Genomic DNA, 16,841 nt, shown 5'->3' on the forward strand with positions numbered 1-16,841 from the left:
GGGCCACCCCAACTTGCCAAAAACCCACAACAGTTGAGCCTCGCAATATGCGGAAGCTGAACCGGACAGCCGTGGGCCTGACCCGGCCATCCATCTCTTCGGTGCTTCAGAATGTGGATGCCCGGGTCAAGCCCGGGCATGACGAGAGACCAAAGATGCTCGCCTACCGCGACTGGGGATCCTCGCGCTGCTCGATCCGGTCCTTGTTGTTGACCTGCTCGTCTTCCGGCTTCACCACGTCGATGGTCTTGCCGGACTGATTGCCCGGATTGTAGTGATACTGGCCTTCCTGCTTCTCGCCGGGCTGCTTCTGGTTCGGATTGACGGTGTCGGCCATCGGACTCTCCTCGGGACGTGCCTGTTGTCCCGACGACAACAGTCCTGCACGAGCCGGGTTCCGCGGCCCCGTGCCGCAGGCGCGCACATCTCCCGCGCGGTTGCCGTCTTACCGTTCTGTGCGCGCCATCACTTAAACCGCGAGCCGTTTTTGTCATGATCCCCCGCATCGGCTGCATGGGGCAGCCTCACGCAATAAGGGACACGGTCATGACCACCAGCCTTCGCCTTCTCGCCGCCGCTGCCATCGTCGCCGCCACCGGCCTGCTCGCGTCGGCATCGACCTCGCCGGTCCAGGCGGGATGGGAGTGGCTCGGCAACAAGGACTACGTCCGCTGCCTGCAACTGTTCTACACCGGGGACTTCCTGATGCCGGCGAACGCCACCCCGGCCCAGCGTGCGGCGAAGCACGAAGCCGGCCGCCGCTATTGCAATCGCCAGTATTACGGCCACGACTGAGCTTGGCAGCCCAGGCGCAAGGCCGGAGCGAACGTCGCCCCGGCTCCTCTTGCGCGCCGCCTCACGCCCCCGTCACGCGCCAGATGCAGTTGCCGACATCGTCGGCGACCAGCAGCGAGCCGTCCGGGCCGATGACCACGCCGACCGGGCGGCCATAGGAGAAGCTCTCGTCCGGCGCCAGGAAGCCGGACAGGATGTCGCGCGCAGGTCCCGACGGCTTGCCGTTCTCGAACGGGATGAACACGACCTTGTAGCCGGACAGCTTGCTGCGGTTCCACGAGCCGTGCTGGCCGATCACCATGCCATCCGGAAAACCCGGGAGCGTGCCTGCGGGCAGCCAGCACAGGCCGAGCGAAGCCGTGTGGCCGCCGAGCGCGTAGTCCGGCGTCAGCGCGGTCGCGACCAGCTTCGGATCCTGCGGCACGCGGTCGTCGACCGTCCTGCCCCAGTAGCAATAGGGCCAGCCATAGAAGCCGCCCTCGCGCACCGAGGTCAGGTAGTCCGGCGGCGTCTCGTCGCCGAGCCCGTCGCGCTCGTTGACGACGGTCCACAGCACCTTGGTCGACGGCTCGAACGCCAGCCCCACCGCGTTGCGCAGGCCGGCCGCGAAGATGCGGCTCGCGCCGCTCGCGATGTCCAGCTCATAGATGCAGGCACGTCCCTCCTCGACCTCGAACCCCAGCTCGGCGATGTTGGTGAGCGAGCCGACGCCGGCATAGATCTTCGTGCCGTCGGGGCTGACCAGCAGGCTGCGCGTCCAGTGCCCGCCCGGCTTGAAATTCGTCAGCCGCTGGCCCTGCGCGGTGATGCGCTCGGCGCCCGCGCTATAGGGAAAGGCTGTGATGCCGTCGGTGTTGCCGACATAGAAGGTGCCGCCGACCAGCGCCATGCCGAACGGCTGGCTGAGATTCTCCATGAACGCATTGCGGCGCTCAGCGGTGCCGTCGCCGTCGGCATCGACCAGCCGCGTGATGCGGTTGGCGCTGACGCCGAGCGCGGCGGCGCGGCGCATCGTCGCCTGCATCGCGTAGCCGAACATGTTGCGCACCGGGCTCGGCACCTGCGTCGCTTCCGCGATCAGCACGGACTTGTCCGGCATTGCATAGATCCAGCGCGGATGATCCAGCCCGGTGGCGAACGCATTCACCTTCAGCCCCGCCGCGGCTACCGGCTTCTCGCCATCGCGCCAGCCGCGCGCCGTCGGCATCTTCAAGGTCGGCAGCATCCCCTGCGGCTTCGCTAGCGGAATCTGCGGCTGCGCCCCCCACGCCGGCGCCGGCGTCTCCCCCTGCAATTTGCGCCATTGCAGCGCCGCATTGCCAACCAGCGCGACACCGCGCGCGACGATCGAGGAGAGCGTGGTCATGGGAGTCCTGTGCGGCTTGGACAAACAGTGGGTGAGGGCCATCGCGAGACGGCGAGAAGGTCAAGCGGTTATGATCTACGATGCCTGTCGTGACAACTGCGTAGGCCGCGGACGGGGGCTGCGGAAACCCGGCGGACTTCAGCCATCAAGTGAGATGCCGGGCTCCCCTCCCCCTTGCGGGGAGGGGTTGGGGGTGGGGGGCCCCACGAGCGATGTGAGACGTTCAGAAGATATCCGCCTCTCCGAGATCCGCTCGCGAGCGGCCACACTGGCGAGCTTGGCCGCAGCAGCTTCGCGCACCGCATCGATCACTGCTTGGCGGAGACGTCCGCCTGCGGCAGGCTCCTCAGGGTGAGAGAGTGCGGAGGTCGTGCGGGGCGGCAGGAACGGGATTGGTGCAAAAGCTCTCACCATGCCGGAAAAGATTCGTATTGCGATTTTCCCGAAATCATGTTCTACTCCCCGCATCCCGTCCTCATGCAGAGGGGCGTACGCGTCGTCACGATACGTAGAGGCGGGGAGTGGTGGCCGCGGGCCTGTCAGGTGCTGATGCGCTGGACGATTGGCAGCTCGCGGACGGTCAAGCCGTGTGGTCCTGGCGCCCCGACGCTGGCGCCAAGCCTGGATGACATGACGTGTCATCAGGCGACGGGGGCAAACAAGCCGGTCCCCGGGGAGAGCACGGAGCAGCCGTTAAACCCATCGCGCAGGGAGGGCCGGGTCTGTCCGGCTGAACCTGTGGTTCCTGCCCCGTGCAATTTTTCCGCACGGGGGCCACGGGCCTCAGTCGAGGTCCGGCCTTCCCTGCGCCCTCGGCATTTCCGGAGGGTTCGTTGAGATCAATCCCGGGTGCGATCGCGCCGCGGGAGGTGTTGGTGTGTCTGCGTGCATCAGGGTCGACGTGCGGTGGCGCCGAGAGAGCCGCCGACGCGCCCGACATGGCCGCGGCCGTGGCGCCGTCATCGAATTGCGCTACACTGCTGTCACACGCTGCCGGCGCGTCGGCGGCCGGGCGACAATGGACGTCAGGAGGATGGACGGCATGACGGGGGTGATCAATTCAGGCGCAGCGCGATCATCTGCGTCAGGTGTCGCTCTCAACAGCGGACTCTCCCGATGACGTCGCTCGACAGGTCCGCCTTCACGCCGCATGCCTTGCGCGAGAGCGTGCTGAACGAGGTGCATGCGCGGCCGTTCACGCCGCTGACGCAGCCGGTGCTGGTGATCCGCTTCGCCTTCATGGCGAAAGGCGACAGTCCGGCGGTCGACCGCGCCAGCCTTGCCGCGTTCTGCGCACAGCATGGCGCGCCGGCGCCGGAGCCGGGCGTCAAGCATCACCAGGTCGATCTCGGCCCGGTCAGGCTGCGCTTCGAGCAGCATTCGGAATTCGCCACGCTCACCTGGATCTGGAGCCCGCCCGCGGACTCAGGCCCGCGCCGCTTCGGGGCCATCGCGCCCGAGCTGCAGGCGCTGATCGCGGCGCTGCCGCAGGCCGGCGAGCTCTTGGTCGCGGTCAAGCTGGAGGTCGAGAACGCGGCCGATCCGGTGGCGCGCGCCGAGGAGATCTTCGACAAGAGCAGCCTCGCCATCGTGACGATCAAGGGCAGCGCCGGCGCGGTCGCCTCCGATTTCCGTCTCGACGATGACGGCTTCACCCGCATCCTGGTCTGCGCCGAAGGCCCGACCCCGGAGCGGCTCGGCGCGCTGGTGCAGCGCGTGCTGGAGCTCGAGACCTACCGCACCCTGGCGCTGCTCGGCCTGCCGGCGGCGCTGGCGCTGGCGCCGGACGTCGACCGCATCGAGCGGCGGCTGGTCGAGGTGCTCGCGGAGATGCAGGGCGCGCAATCGTTCAAGCTCAACAACCACCTGCTACGCGAGCTGACCGAGCTCGAAGCGCTGCTGGAGCGCGGCGCCACCGGCAGCCTGTTCCGGTTCGGCGCCAGCCGCGCCTATTACGACCTGGTGCAGGCCCGTCTGGCGGTGATCGAGGGCGAGCCGGTTGCGCCGTATTCGAGCTGGTCGTCGTTCCTGGCGCGGCGCACCGCGCCGGCGATGCGCACCTGCAACGCGCTGGAGGGCCGGCAGTCCAACCTGTCGCTCAAGCTGGCGCGCGCCGCCGATCTGCTGCGCACCCGCGTCAATGTCGAGCTGGAGCAGCAGAACCGCGATCTCCTGCGCTCGATGAACGAGCGCACCAAGCTGCAGTTGCGCCTGCAGAGCACGGTCGAGGGCCTGTCGGTGGCCGCGATCGGCTACTACGTCGTCAGCCTGTTCGGCTATCTCGCCAAGGGCGCGCACGACACCGGCCTGCCGGTCGAGCCGACGCTGGCCACCGCCGCCTTCGTGCCGGCCGCGATCGCGCTGATCTGGTTCACGACCCATCAGATCCGCAAGCGGCACCTCAAGGAGGATCACGAGGCGGAGAAGGCCGAGCAGGAGTGAACGGCGGGGCGGCTTGCCAGCGCGCGGCCGGACGGCTAAGCGGCGGGCTGGTCAGCAAGAGGCGATGAGACGATGAGCGGTGCGACGATCGATGTCCTGGTTCACGCGGATGGTGCGGCGACGCGGCAGCGGATCAAGCTGAGCCGCCTCGTCATCGCCGGCTGGACCGGGCGCGATCCGGTCGCCCGCGACAAGCACATCGCCGAACTGGAAGAGCTCGGCATTCCCAGGCCCGCGACGACGCCGATCTATTACGAGGTCGCGGCCAGCCGGCTGACGACGTCGGACAGCATCGAGGTCAGCGGCGGCGACTCCTCCGGCGAGGTCGAGTTCGTGCTGGTGCAGGCGGGCGGACGGCTGCTGGTCGGCGTCGGCTCCGATCATACCGACCGCAAGGTCGAGACCTACAACATCACCGTGTCCAAGCAGATGTGCGACAAGCCGGTCGCGCCCGAGCTGTGGCTGGTCGACGACGTCGCCGCGCATTGGGACCGGCTGACGCTGCGCGCGTTCGCGACCATCGACGGCGAGCGCGTGCTGTATCAGGAGGGCGCGCTGAGCGGCATGCTGGCGCCCTTCGACCTGATCGCCCGCCGTTATGGTGAGGCCGGCCTGCCCGAGGGCACCGCGATGTTCGGCGGCACCTTTGCCGCCAAGGGCGGCATCCGCCCGGCCGACCGCTTCGATTTCGAGCTGGTCGATCCCGTGCTGAACCGCGCCATCCGCCACGGCTACGCGGTCGAGCAGCTCGCCATCGCCGGCTGATCGCGATCACGTTCGTGTGCGGCGGCAGAGGTTAACGAACGGGCCGCGGCGCGTCGTCGCGGTTTGGCTCCACCGATCACGGCGCGCGCGGGCGTTGCAATCGGCAAGGGCCTGTTAAGCAAGACCGCCTAGGGTGCCCGAGTGTGCCGAAGCGGACCAAAGCTTTGTTTCGCGTTCTGGTCCGGCACACGCCTGTCACGATCTGAGGCGCGATGCGTCTTGCCGATCCTTAACTGATCCTTACTTGTTAGCAGCGGATTCGACGGGTCGGAGGAGAAGGGCGATTAACTAGAAGTTTAGGATTGGGTTTGTGCGCGTGAACGTCTCCCTTAAGGGTTTTATTAAATACCCCGGGAATTGGGAGAGTGCGATGCGCGTCGCGATCGTCCACGATTGGCTTTACGTTCTCGGCGGCGCCGAGAAGGTCCTTCAGGAGATCCTGCGCTGCTATCCCGGCGCCGACGTCTTCACGCTGTTCGACTTGCTGCGTCCCGAGGACCGCGCCAAGCTGGGATTCGAGATGTCGCGCACCAGCTTCCTGCAGAAGATGCCGCTGTTGCGGAAGTATCACCGCTCCTATCTGCCGCTGATGCCGCTCGCGATCGAGCAGCTCGACCTGTCGAGCTACGACCTGGTGATCTCCTCGAGCTGCGCGGTGGCCAAGGGCGTTCTGACCGGGCCGGAGCAGCTGCACATCGCCTATGTGCATTCGCCGATGCGCTATGCCTGGGATCTGCAGCACCAGTATCTGCAGGAGAGCGGCTACGCCACCGGCGTCAAGGGCCTGATCGCCCGCGCCTTGCTGCACAAGATGCGGATCTGGGATGCCCGCACCGCGCACGGCCCCGACGCCATCTTCACTAATTCGCAGTTCGTCGCCCGCCGCATCAAGAAGATCTACGGCCGCGACGCCAAGGTGATCTACCCGCCGGTGACGATCGCGCAGCGCGCGGCGATCCTCCCGGTCGGCAACCACTTCCTCGCCGCGAGCCGGCTGGTGCCCTACAAGCGCATCGAGCCGATCGTGCGCGCCTTCAACACCATGCCGGACCTCGAGCTGGTCGTGGCCGGTGACGGTCCGGAAGCCGCGCGGCTCAAGGCGATCGCGGGGCCGAACGTGAAGTTCGCCGGCTTCGTGCCCGACAAGCAGTTGCGCGACCTCATGACCACCGCCCGCGCCTTCGTGTTCGCGGCGGAGGAGGATTTCGGCATCATTCCGGTCGAGGCGCAGTCCGAAGGCGCACCGGTGCTGGCGCTCGGCCGCGGCGGTGCGCGCGAGTCGATCCTCACCACGGGGCCGCGCCCGACGGGCATGTTCTTCGAGTCGCCCGAGCCCGAGGCGATCGCGTCTTGCGTGCGTGCGTTTGTGGCCAAGGAGAAGTCGATCTCGCGTCTCGATTGCCGCCAGCGCGCCGGCTTCTTCTCGGCCGAGCGTTTCCGCAGCCAGTTCGTCGCGGCGGTCAACGAGGAGATCGACAGTTTCCGTGCGGGACATCAGGGCCGCGCGACGCGGCTGATTGCGTAGTGTTGGATGTGGCGCGGGTGCAGATCATGAGGCAGGCGGCTCTTGGCGAGGCCTTGTCCGGCATTGACGTCGTCGCCCGGATCTGGCGCCGCCGCGGCGTGTTCGCCATCGTGGCCGGCGCCGTCCTCGCGCTCGCCGTGGCCGCACTCGTGCTGCTGCCGGTGCGCTATCTCGCCACCGCTTCGGTGATCATCGCCGAGCAGGAGCCGGGTGCCAACACCTCGGCGGCGTGGGCGCAGAAGATCGGCGATCCCGCCGACATGGAAAGCCAGCTCCTGGTGATCCGCTCGCCGCGCCTGCTGCGTCAAATCATGTCGTCGCCCGGCGTGGTCGACGCCGTGGTTGGCGAATGCGAGCGCGGCCGTCTCATGGGCTCGGCCGATGCGTGCCAGCGCCTCAAGACCGATCCGGGCGCGTTCATCGATCATGTCGACAGCCGCTTCAGCATCGCCTCGGCCGGCCGCTCGCGCGTCATCAACATCTCCTATCAGTCGAGCAGTCCCGAGGTCGCGAAGACGCTCGCCAACGCGTTGACGCAGACCTTTCTCGAGGACCAGCGCACCGAAGGCGCCAACAGCCGCGAGGTCGCGAGCTCCTGGCTCTGGAAGGAATTGAAGCAGCTCGACCAGCAACTGCGTGAGGCCGACGACAAGATCCAGAAGTTCCGCCGCACCAAGGGTCTGATGCGTGGCGCCAATGCGCCGATCTCCTCGGAGCGGCTGACCAGCATCGGCCAGCAGCTGTCGCAGGCGGAGGCCGCGCGCGCCGACGCTGCCGCGCGGCTGCAGGAGATCAAGTCGGAGCAGGAGCGCGGGCCGACCGACGCCCCGTCGGTGCTGCAGAGCCGCACCATCGCCGACCTCAAGCAGCAACTGACGACCGTGAGCGCGCAGCTCGCCAGCGCGACCGGCGTGCTCGGGCCGAAGCATCCCTCGATCCTGGCGCTGACGCGCGAGCAGGCGATCATCCAGCAGCGGCTGGTCGCAGAGATGCAGAGCATCGCGGCGAGCGCGCAGAAGACGTACGATGCCAACACCGCGCTGGTGGCCTCGCTGAAGAAGCAGATGGACGCGGCGAAGGCGGAGGCCGGCTCGGCCACGCTGGACGAGGCCTCCATCGAGAGCATGGTGCGCGACACCGAGATCAAGCGCCAGCAATATGCCGAGCTCTACAAGAAAGCGAGCGAGCTCGAGACCGAACGGCGCGTCCTGCGCGGCAGCACGCGTCTCGTCAGCCTCGCTGAGCTGCCGAGCAAGCCGTTCTTCCCGAAGAAGATCCCCTTCCTCGCCGCCGGCATGACGCTCGCGTTGATCTTCGGTGTCGGCGCTGCGCTGCTCGCCGATAAGCTCGGCGCGCGCCTGATCAGCCCGCCCGTGCCCGTCGCTCCGGAAGCGCCGGCCGAGCAGGTCGAGACGCCCGCTGTCGACGAGGCTCCCGCCATCGTCCCTGAATTGGCCGAGCGTGTGACCGCACCGGAGGCGGCGAAGCCACCGGCAGCGCCCGAACGAGGGTCTCATCTCCCGAGCGTCGCCGACGTTTCGATCCTGGCCTGCCTGCCGCGCCTGAAGAGCCTGCGTGAGATGTCGGCGCTCGGCGCGATCCTGCAGGGCCATCAACCGCTGGCGATCCCGCGCGTCTTGCGCCTCGCCTCCGAGGACGCTGATTTTCAGCACACGCTGCATGAGCTCGTCCACGAACTCGGTTTGAAGCGGTCCGCCCGATCGCAGCGCATCGTCGTGACCTCTCCTGATGCAGCAGATGGCAAGACGACCACGACCTGTGCGCTGGCAGAGCACCTCGCGGCCGCAGGCCGGCGCGTGCTGGTCGTCGAGTGCGACGTCTCGCATCCCGCCTTTGCCGAGATCATGGCGCTGCCGGCAAACCCCGGATGGGTCGGCGCGCTGGAGCGCGGGACGCCGCTCCGGGACATGGTTCTGCCCACCGCGCATCCCTCGCTCGACGTGCTGCCGGTTGGTGAGGCGACCGGTCCGGTCGGCGACATTCTCGACGCGATCAGCCTCGACGGTCTCCTCGCTGGTCTCGATGGCTATGATGCCGTGATCGTCGACACACCATTGCCGTCGCAACGGAACGACTTCCTTGCCGGTACGGACTGGGCGATCGTCTGCGTTCGCAGCGACCGGTCGTTGATCGAGCCGGCGGTCGCGACGGTGAACAGGAGCAGGGCGCTCGGAGCCCGCGATGTCGGCATCGTCGTCACCATGACCGACGTCGAGCACCGCAGCGCGCCTGTGGTCCAGACCGCGCCCGTGGCAGCCTACGCCGGAGCCGGGTGATGTCGACCGAGCGTGTCCTGTTCGTCGATCATACCGGGCAGATCGGCGGCGCCGAGCTGATCCTGCTCGATGTCGTCCAGGGCCGCAGGGATTCCGCGGTGTTCCTGTTCGAGCCGGGCCCGCTCGGCAAGGCGCTGGCTGAGCGTCGCATGCCGGTCATCACGTCGCGCTGGGGCCGCGGCCTGGGGCAGTTCAGACGCGACAGTTCGTGGCTCAAGGCGCTGCCGCTGTTCGGCAGACTCGCGGCGATCACCGCGGAGCTCGCGCATGTCGCACGCAAGCATGACGTCCTCTATGCCAATTCGCAGAAGGCCTTTGTCCTGTCGGCCATCGCCAACATCGCGGCACGGCGGCCATTGATCTGGCATCTGCACGACATCATCAGCCCGGCTCATTTCGGCGTGCTGCAGCGTCGCATGCAGATCTTTCTCGCCAACCGCTTTGCGGCGAAGGTCGTCGTCCCCTCCGAAGCCGCCGCAGCCGCCTTCATCGCGGCCGGAGGTCGACGCTCTCTCGTCGAGGTCGTGCCCAATGGTCTCGCCGTCGAACCCGTGCCGGCGTCGCGCCAGGAGCTGAGGCAGCGGCTCGGCCTGCCGTCGGGACCGCTGGTCGGCGTGTTCAGCCGGCTCGCGCGGTGGAAGGGACAGCATGTTCTGATCGAGGCGCTGGCCGATTTGCCGGGCGTGCACGGTGTCATCGTTGGCGACGCATTGTTCGGCGAGCAGGACTACGCGGCTGAGCTGAGACGGCTCGTTGCCGATCTCGGCCTCGGCGACCGCGTTCATTTCCTGGGACATCGCAGCGACGTGCCGCTGCTGATGCAGGCGATGGACGCGATGGTGCATCCGTCGATCGATCCCGAGCCGTTCGGCCGCACCCTGGTCGAAGCGATGCTCGCCGGCGTGCCGGTGATTGCCACTGACGCCGGCGCTGCGCCGGACATCCTCGAACATGGCCGGGCCGGTCTGCTCGTGCCGCCAGGTGATGCGCGTGCGCTGTCCGAGGCTTTGGACGCGGTGCTGGCTGAACCCGAGATCCTCGCGCCACAGCTCGACTACGCGTCGCGCCGCGCGCGCACCCACTACAGTCTTGCACGCATGCTGGACTCGATCGGGCTTCTGATCCGCAATGTCGGCGCGGGAGCGGCGGTGTGAGCACGATCGTTGCATCTGCCCCGTCCTCCGAGCGGTGTACGGTCGATCTCGTCGCAGACTGCGATTCGCTCGGCCCGACCCTCGCCATTCTCGCGCCAGTGCTGCCGTGGCCGAAACTGCTCGAGGACGGACAAGTCCCTGCGCGGTGGATAGGGCCGCAGGCCGTATCGGAGGGGATCGCATGAGCGCCTCCGGTCCTTCGCTCAAGCGCTTCAGTGCGCTGCTGATCAGCGGTGCGCTGGCCAGCAAGATGCTCGGCTTCGGTCGCGAGGTGCTGATGGCGCATGTGCTGGGCGCCTCGCTCGTCGCCGACGGCTTCCGCGCCGCCATGGCGGCCGTGCTCATCCCGCTCGCGTTCCTGCAGAACGAGAGCGTGCCGGCGATCATGATCCCGATGCATCGCGAGGCGCTGCAGCGGCCCGATGCCGCGCGCAGCCTCGGTGCGCTGACGATCGTCATTGCCGTCGTCTCGAGCCTGGTGACCGCGATCATCCTGCTGCTCGGTGAGCTCTGGGTGAACGCCGTCGTCGGCGGCTTCTCGGCGGAGGGGCGCGAGCTCACCTTGCACTTCGTGCGGATGATGGCGTTCGGCATGCCGGCCTCGGCGGTGCTCAACGTGCTTGCCGCCGGCGAGATCGCGCTCGGCCGCACGCGGTTGACCAATGTCCGTGCCAGCCTGCTCAACGTCGCGGTGATCGGCGGCATCGGCCTGCTGGTTCTGACCGGCGACGCCTACATGCTCGCCTGCGCCTTCACCGTTGCTTTCAATGGCCTCGCCGCCTGGGGCCTGTTGACGCTCTGGCGCGACGGCGCGCTGAGCGTCTCCGGCCTGACCGCCGGCATGGTGATCGAGAAGGGGTTCGAATTCTTCCGCCGGCTGCGCGTCCTGCTGGCGTTGCCGCTGGCGGAGCAGGGCAACGTCTGGATCGAGCGCTTCACGGCATCGCGGCTGACGACCGGCGCCGTTGCGTCGCTGGACTACGCGCGCTCGCTGACCGAGAGCGCGCTGCTGCTGATCAGCCAGCCGCTCGGCATGGCGGTGCTGTCGCAGCACGCCCCGCGCGATCCGCGCGCGCAGACCGAGGCGCTGCTGCGGCCGCTGCTCGCGCTGACCTTGCCGGCCTCGGCGTTCCTGCTGGTCTTCTCGACCGACATCGTCCGCTTGATCTATTTCCGCGGCGCGTTCGGCGACGAGGCCCTGCTGCTGACCTCGCATGCGCTCAAGGGCATCGCCTGCGGCGTCTGGGCTGCGACCCTCGGCTGGATCCTGATCCGTCTGCTCAATGGCGCGGGGCGCAACGGCGTCGCTGCGGTCATCATCGTCTCGGCCTATCTCGCCAACATGGGCTTCAACCTGCTGATGCCGCTGTTCGATCCGTCGCCGGCGGCCGGCATGCAGCTGCTCGGCGTTGGCGAAGCGATCCGCAGCCTCGTGCTGCTGTCGGGCGTGGTGTTCGTGCTCGGCGATGCGCGAAAGCTCCTGCTCGTGATCGGCCTGGCCCTGCTGCCGACCGCATTGATGGTCGTGCTCGGCCTGATGATTCAGACTTCCGTGCCGGGCCTGCTGCCGCGCCTGTTCGCCGGCGGATTGGCGTATCTGCTCTGCCTGGCCTTTGCGATCGGCATCCTGCTGCCGGCCGTGGTGGGCACGGCGCTCCGTCATGTTCGTCGTACGTTCAAGATGAAGGGAGAGCTGAGTTGACCCTGCTGGCCCTCGCTGCCGCCAAGGCGATGATGGCATCCGGTGCCTTCGTCCTTCCTGTCGCCAAGGCCGTCGATCGTGTGCTCGGCCCGCGCGGCTGCTGTTTGACGTTCCATCGCACCGCGCCGGCAGAGCAGTGGGAGCGTCTGCCCAATCGCGACTTCTACGTCGATGTCGACTTTCTCGATCGCTTCCTCGGCTATGTCCTCGACCAGGGTTGGGATATCGTGACGATCAGTGAGGCGCTGCGCCGGGCTGCAAGCGCCGAGCCGTCCGGCCGCTACGTCAACTTCTCGATCGACGACTGCTACCGCGATACGTGCGAGCTGCTGGTGCCGGTGTTCCGCAGGCACAAGGTGCCGGTGACGCTGTTCGTGACGACCGGGATTCCCGACGGCACCTTGCCGCTGTGGGCCGCTGGCTTGGAGGATACGCTGCGGCACAGGGGCCATGTCACGGTCGACGATGAGAGGATCGCGCTGTCGAGCGACGAGCAGCGCCGCGCGGTGTTCGCGCAGGTCGTCTCGCGCTGGGATGGCCCGCAGGCCGCGGATCGTTACGCCGCGTTCTGTGCCGCCAACGCCATCGACATCGAGGCGATGCATTGGAAACATGCGATCTCCTGGGACATGCTGGAAGGGCTGGCAGCCGATCCCCTGGTCGAGATCGGAGCTCACACCGTGTCGCATGCGCGCATCTCGTCGCTGTCTTCCGAAGACGCCCTGCGCGAGCTGGCCGGCGCGCGGCTGCGATTGAACGAGCGGCTCGGCATCGACGTCCGGCACTTCGCGTTTCCCTACGGGCGCGCCGCCGATTGCGGACCGCGGGACTTTGCGCTGGCGCGGCAGGCCGGATTTGCCAGTGCTGCCACCACCCGCAAGGGCCTCGTCAAAGCCGGGCAGGATGCGTTCTCGATTCCGCGAAACACCATGAATGGCGCGCATCGGACGCTGGCGGCGATGGAGCTGCATCTCACGGGCTTCAGCGGGACTGCAGCGAAGGTGATGGGCCGTGTCTAGCAGGGGACGCTTGCGGATCGTCTCGATTGCGCATCCGGCCACCAGCAGCGAGGCCGGCCGGCTGCGCTACCGCCATCTCGCGTCCCGGCCCGACGTCGAGCTGCATCTCGTGGTGCCCGAAGTGTGGAAGGAGTTCGGCCGCACCATCACTGCGGCTCACTCCAATGAAGGGTTTCCCATCCATCGCCTCCCGATCCGGCTCCCCGATGCGGGTCCGATGAAATGGTACCTGCACTTCTATCCGGCGCTGCGCCGCCTTTTGCGCGAGCTCGATCCCGACGTGATTCACCTTTGGGAGGAGCCCTGGAGCATCGTCGCGCTGCAGGCGCAGATGCTGCGTGGCCGTGCGGCGCTCGTGCTCGAGGTCGACCAGAACATCCTGAAACGGCTGCCGCCACCATTCGAGGCGATCCGCAAATTCGTCCTCGGCCGCACCGCTCATATCCTGTCACGCAGTCCCGATGCGGCCGAGGTCGTGAGGGCGTGTGGCTATACGGGTCCGGTGACGCCGATCGGCTATGGCGTCGATCTCGCGACCTTCATGCCGGCGGATGATCGATCGAATGCGACGGCCGGCTCGCCGCTGCGGCTCGGCTATGTCGGCCGGCTGGTGGTCGAGAAGGGACTCGACGATGCGCTCGAAGCGCTCGCGCGCAGCAAGTCGGCGGCGACGCTGAGCATCATGGGCGAAGGTCCGCACGAGCCGCATCTCCGCCGGCGCGTCGCCGAACTTGGCTTGGTCGGGCGCGTCACCATCCAGGGCTGGGCTGCACCCGCTGCGGTTGCGGCTTTTCTGCGCGGCCTGGACGCATTGCTGCTGCTGACGCGCACCACGGACGCGGTGCGCGAGCAGTTCGGCCGGGTGATCATCGAGGCCCAGGCCTGTGCCATCCCGGTGATCGGATCGACCTGCGGAGCGATTCCGGATGTCGTCGGCGACGGCGGCTGGATCGTGCCGGAGCGGGACCCCGGCAGCATGTGTCGGCTCATCCATGAGCTCAGCGGCCGGCGGGCGGAGCTCGCCGTTCGCAGTGAAGCGGCCCGCGCGAACGTGCTCCGGCGCTTCACCTATGAAGCGGTCGCGGCGGCGATTGAAACGGCATGCCGTGCGGCGCATCAGTCGAGAGCCGCATCCGGCCTCGCCCGCCCACAGCGGCTGCAGACGAATTAGCTAGGCCTTCACCGGCAGCGCCATCGCTGCGTGGCCAGGCTGTCGCTTGGCGGCATCGATCTGCTTGAGCAGTTCGATGTATTGCAGTCCGATCTGGTCCCAGCCATAGGTCTGCGCGGTCGCCCGGGCGCCGTCCTGCAGCCGGCGCATCAGCGCGGGATCGGCGAAGACGGAAGCGAGCTTGGCCGCGATATCGACGGCATCGGCCGTGATGCGGAAGCCGTCGACGCCGTCGTGCAGATAATCCTCGATGCCACCGACCGGCGTTGCGAACACTGGCACTCCGCAGGCCATGGCCTCCATGCAGACCAGCGAGAAGGTCTCATAGCTCGTGGGAAGCACGAAGGCGTCGGCCGCCGAGTACAGCGCGGGCATGTCCGAGCGTGAACCGGCGAAGATCAGTCGTTGCTGGGCGTTGCGCGTCAGCCTGCGGTAGGGCGCGGGATTGTCCGAGCCGACGACCAGCAGCCAGACGTCGTCGCCGAGCCGATCGAGCGCGCCGATCGCATGCGCCAGTCCCTTGCGGTTGAATTCGTGGCCGGCGAACAGCAGCAGGCGCGCATTGTCCGGGATGCCGAACTCACGCCGGATCGCCTGGCCGCTGGCGGTGTCGCGCTTGAAGCGCGCGAGATCGATGCCGTTGGAGATGACGTGGATGCGGGCGGCCGGCACGCGGAAGAAGCGCTGCAGCTCCGCGGTGACGCGGGAGGACACCGCCACGAACGCCCGATACCGCAGGCCTCCGATCATGAACCGGTCGCGCAGCGCGACCCACAGATGCATCGGGTTGAGCATCCAGCGCCAGCTGCCGGCGGCGCGCTTCTCGGCCAGGCTCTGCGCATTGACGGCATGCACGATCAGCACGTCGCCCTTGAGACTGTCGCCGTGGCTGACGACGACGGCGTCGGGGTGCCGCGCCAGCGCCCGTGTCGCGGCCACCGTGAACAGCGGCACGACGATGGCGCGGCCGATGTGCCGGAACAGTCCGCGCGTCGGAATCCGCGCTAGCCATGGCGCGACGCGCTCGACCCTGATCGTGTGCTCGAGATTGTCCGCGACGGTGCTTGCGAGCACGACGTTCGATAAACCATTCCGGCCGAAAACGCGCGCCAGCTCGATAGCGACGGTTTCCACGCCGCCGGCATTGCTTATCTCTTGAACGACCTGGACGATCTCAAACGTCATAACGGACATCTAAGGGATCAGACATTGCGACTTCGTTCCAATCTGCTGGTCATTAGCACAGCCCTTTTAACGTTTTTCACGTCGCCATGGCCGAGCGCTGTCCGCGCCGGCGAAACGAACGCCTCGGCACTGCGGATCGACGAGCGCATCGGCGGCGGCAATCTGGTCACGCATCTGGCCGGCAGGAGCAAGCAGATCTATCAGGCGCTGCACGGCGTTGGTGCCAGGATGGGGCGAATGGACTCCTATGGCTGGCGGACGCTGGCGCGGCTGCCGACACCGCACGATTTCGATGCCGCCATGCTGGAAGCGCACAAGAACGGTATCATGCCGCTGATCCTGCTGGAGTATGAAGGCAGCTATCAGAGCCTCGATCCACCGCAGCCGATCGGGTCCTATCAGGACTGGTTCGCGGCTGGGCAGGCGATGGCAAGACGTTTCCGTCCCGGTGGCGCTTGGGGCCGCGAAAACGGTATTCCCGATTGGGGTGCTACGGTCTTCACCGCAATCAACGAGCCCGATGTGCAGGCCACGATCCCGCGCCAGGACTATCACGACGCGCTGGCCGGACTTGCCGACGGTGTTCACAGCGTCGACCCCAAGCTGCGGGTGGTTCCCGGAGGCTTCGCCACCTGCAACTCGCATGGCGATGCGACGTTGCGCGGCTACGGTCCGGCGATCGCCGATCTGCTTGAGGACGGCCGTCTCGACGGCATCGACCTGCATACCTACTACAATGACAAATGGTATCCGATGACCCACGGCCGCGAGTTCTCGGTGCAGACCTGCTTCGACCGCATCAAGCGGGCGATGGGGCTGAGCCGCGACATCAACTTCTACGCCACCGAGTTCAACGTCGCGCGCGCCGGCGCGTGGGACAGCGAGCCGGACGCGGCGAGATTGTTTCTCAATGCGATCTGGGACCAGCTCGCGGTGGTCGGCAAGGACGGCCGCTCGCCGGTATCCGTGCTGGCGTTTCCGTGGAATCTTGGCGACACGCCCGATGTCGACGGCCTGGCCTATGCGATGGCGACGGGCAAGGATCCCTGGACCCCGGAGGCGCGCAGCCTCGTGGTGAAGACGGTGCTGCAGCTCGCCGGCCACATGAAGATCGTGTCCATCGACCGGCGGCTGGCGCTGTACACGCTGCGCGGAGCCGACGCCGATCTGATCGTGTGGCAGAACATTGCCGGCTGGACCGACCAGCCGGGGCGCGCGGTCGAGCTCGACCTGCCGACATGGACGCGCAGCCTTGAGGTCTGGGGCTGGGATGGCTTGCGGCGCCGGATCGAGGCGAAGCCCGGCCGCTTCTTCGTCGACGGTCTCAATGCCGATGAAACCTACATGTTTCGCATCCCGCGGCCGTGAGCGGCAGCGCCGTTCGCGACGATCATGTCGACGCTGATCGAAGCGTGACGGG

At 67.5% G+C, this 16,841-nt stretch carries 13 protein-coding genes; 10 read left to right on the top strand and 3 right to left on the bottom strand.

Annotated features, from left to right (window positions below; translation table 11 throughout):
• Positions 1 to 163: 163 nt before the first annotated feature.
• Positions 164 to 337, bottom strand: coding sequence for a hypothetical protein (locus QX128_RS28225; protein WP_316239149.1), 174 nt, complete (start codon positions 335 to 337; stop codon positions 164 to 166).
• 209 nt (positions 338 to 546) lie between these two features.
• On the opposite strand from QX128_RS28225, the gene QX128_RS28230 reads away from it, so the two are divergent.
• Complete coding sequence (locus QX128_RS28230) at positions 547 to 795, top strand: hypothetical protein (protein ID WP_316239150.1); 249 nt, start codon at positions 547 to 549, stop codon at positions 793 to 795.
• A 61-nt stretch (positions 796 to 856) separates the two neighbouring features.
• Here QX128_RS28230 and QX128_RS28235 read toward each other — a convergent pair whose 3' ends face one another.
• The gene (locus tag QX128_RS28235; protein ID WP_316239151.1) at positions 857 to 2,161 is read right to left on the bottom strand and encodes a sorbosone dehydrogenase family protein; all 1,305 of its coding nucleotides are present in this window, start codon (positions 2,159 to 2,161) and stop codon (positions 857 to 859) included.
• A 1,116-nt stretch (positions 2,162 to 3,277) separates the two neighbouring features.
• Between QX128_RS28235 and QX128_RS28240 the strand changes: the two genes are divergently transcribed.
• From QX128_RS28240 to QX128_RS28275, 8 genes are all read left to right on the top strand, one after another.
• Positions 3,278 to 4,603, top strand: coding sequence for a DUF3422 domain-containing protein (locus tag QX128_RS28240; protein WP_316180394.1), 1,326 nt, complete (start codon positions 3,278 to 3,280; stop codon positions 4,601 to 4,603).
• 72 nt (positions 4,604 to 4,675) lie between these two features.
• A complete protein-coding gene (locus QX128_RS28245; RefSeq protein ID WP_316239152.1) occupies positions 4,676 to 5,368 on the top strand; it encodes a DUF2848 domain-containing protein in 693 nt (230 codons plus the stop codon).
• Positions 5,369 to 5,738: 370 nt separating this feature from the next.
• Positions 5,739 to 6,893, top strand: coding sequence for a glycosyltransferase (locus tag QX128_RS28250; RefSeq protein WP_316239153.1), 1,155 nt, complete (start codon positions 5,739 to 5,741; stop codon positions 6,891 to 6,893).
• Positions 6,894 to 6,919: 26 nt separating this feature from the next.
• Positions 6,920 to 9,190, top strand: a complete 2,271-nt coding sequence (locus QX128_RS28255) for an exopolysaccharide transport family protein (RefSeq protein WP_316239154.1) — start codon at positions 6,920 to 6,922, stop codon at positions 9,188 to 9,190.
• The gene (locus QX128_RS28260) at positions 9,187 to 10,344 is read left to right on the top strand and encodes a glycosyltransferase (protein ID WP_315800649.1); all 1,158 of its coding nucleotides are present in this window, start codon (positions 9,187 to 9,189) and stop codon (positions 10,342 to 10,344) included. The genes QX128_RS28255 and QX128_RS28260 overlap by 4 nt, the downstream gene beginning before the upstream one ends.
• A gap of 181 nt (positions 10,345 to 10,525) precedes the next feature.
• The gene (locus QX128_RS28265) at positions 10,526 to 12,046 is read left to right on the top strand and encodes a lipid II flippase MurJ (protein WP_316239155.1); all 1,521 of its coding nucleotides are present in this window, start codon (positions 10,526 to 10,528) and stop codon (positions 12,044 to 12,046) included.
• On the top strand, positions 12,043 to 13,065 hold the full coding sequence (locus QX128_RS28270; protein WP_316180403.1) for a polysaccharide deacetylase family protein: 1,023 nt from the start codon (positions 12,043 to 12,045) through the stop codon (positions 13,063 to 13,065). The genes QX128_RS28265 and QX128_RS28270 overlap by 4 nt, the downstream gene beginning before the upstream one ends.
• Positions 13,058 to 14,236, top strand: a complete 1,179-nt coding sequence (locus tag QX128_RS28275) for a glycosyltransferase (RefSeq protein WP_316239156.1) — start codon at positions 13,058 to 13,060, stop codon at positions 14,234 to 14,236. Before QX128_RS28270 ends, QX128_RS28275 begins: the two co-directional genes overlap by 8 nt.
• On the opposite strand, the gene QX128_RS28280 is transcribed toward QX128_RS28275, so the two are convergent.
• Entirely contained in the window at positions 14,237 to 15,421 is a 1,185-nt protein-coding gene (locus tag QX128_RS28280; protein WP_316239157.1) for a glycosyltransferase family 4 protein, read from the bottom strand.
• Positions 15,422 to 15,568: 147 nt separating this feature from the next.
• On the opposite strand from QX128_RS28280, the gene QX128_RS28285 reads away from it, so the two are divergent.
• Complete coding sequence (locus QX128_RS28285; protein WP_315800920.1) at positions 15,569 to 16,789, top strand: hypothetical protein; 1,221 nt, start codon at positions 15,569 to 15,571, stop codon at positions 16,787 to 16,789.
• Positions 16,790 to 16,841 lie beyond the last annotated feature (52 nt).

The sequence above is a fragment of the Bradyrhizobium sp. SZCCHNR1015 genome (assembly GCF_032489875.1).
Taxonomy (GTDB): Bacteria; Pseudomonadota; Alphaproteobacteria; order Rhizobiales; family Xanthobacteraceae; genus Bradyrhizobium.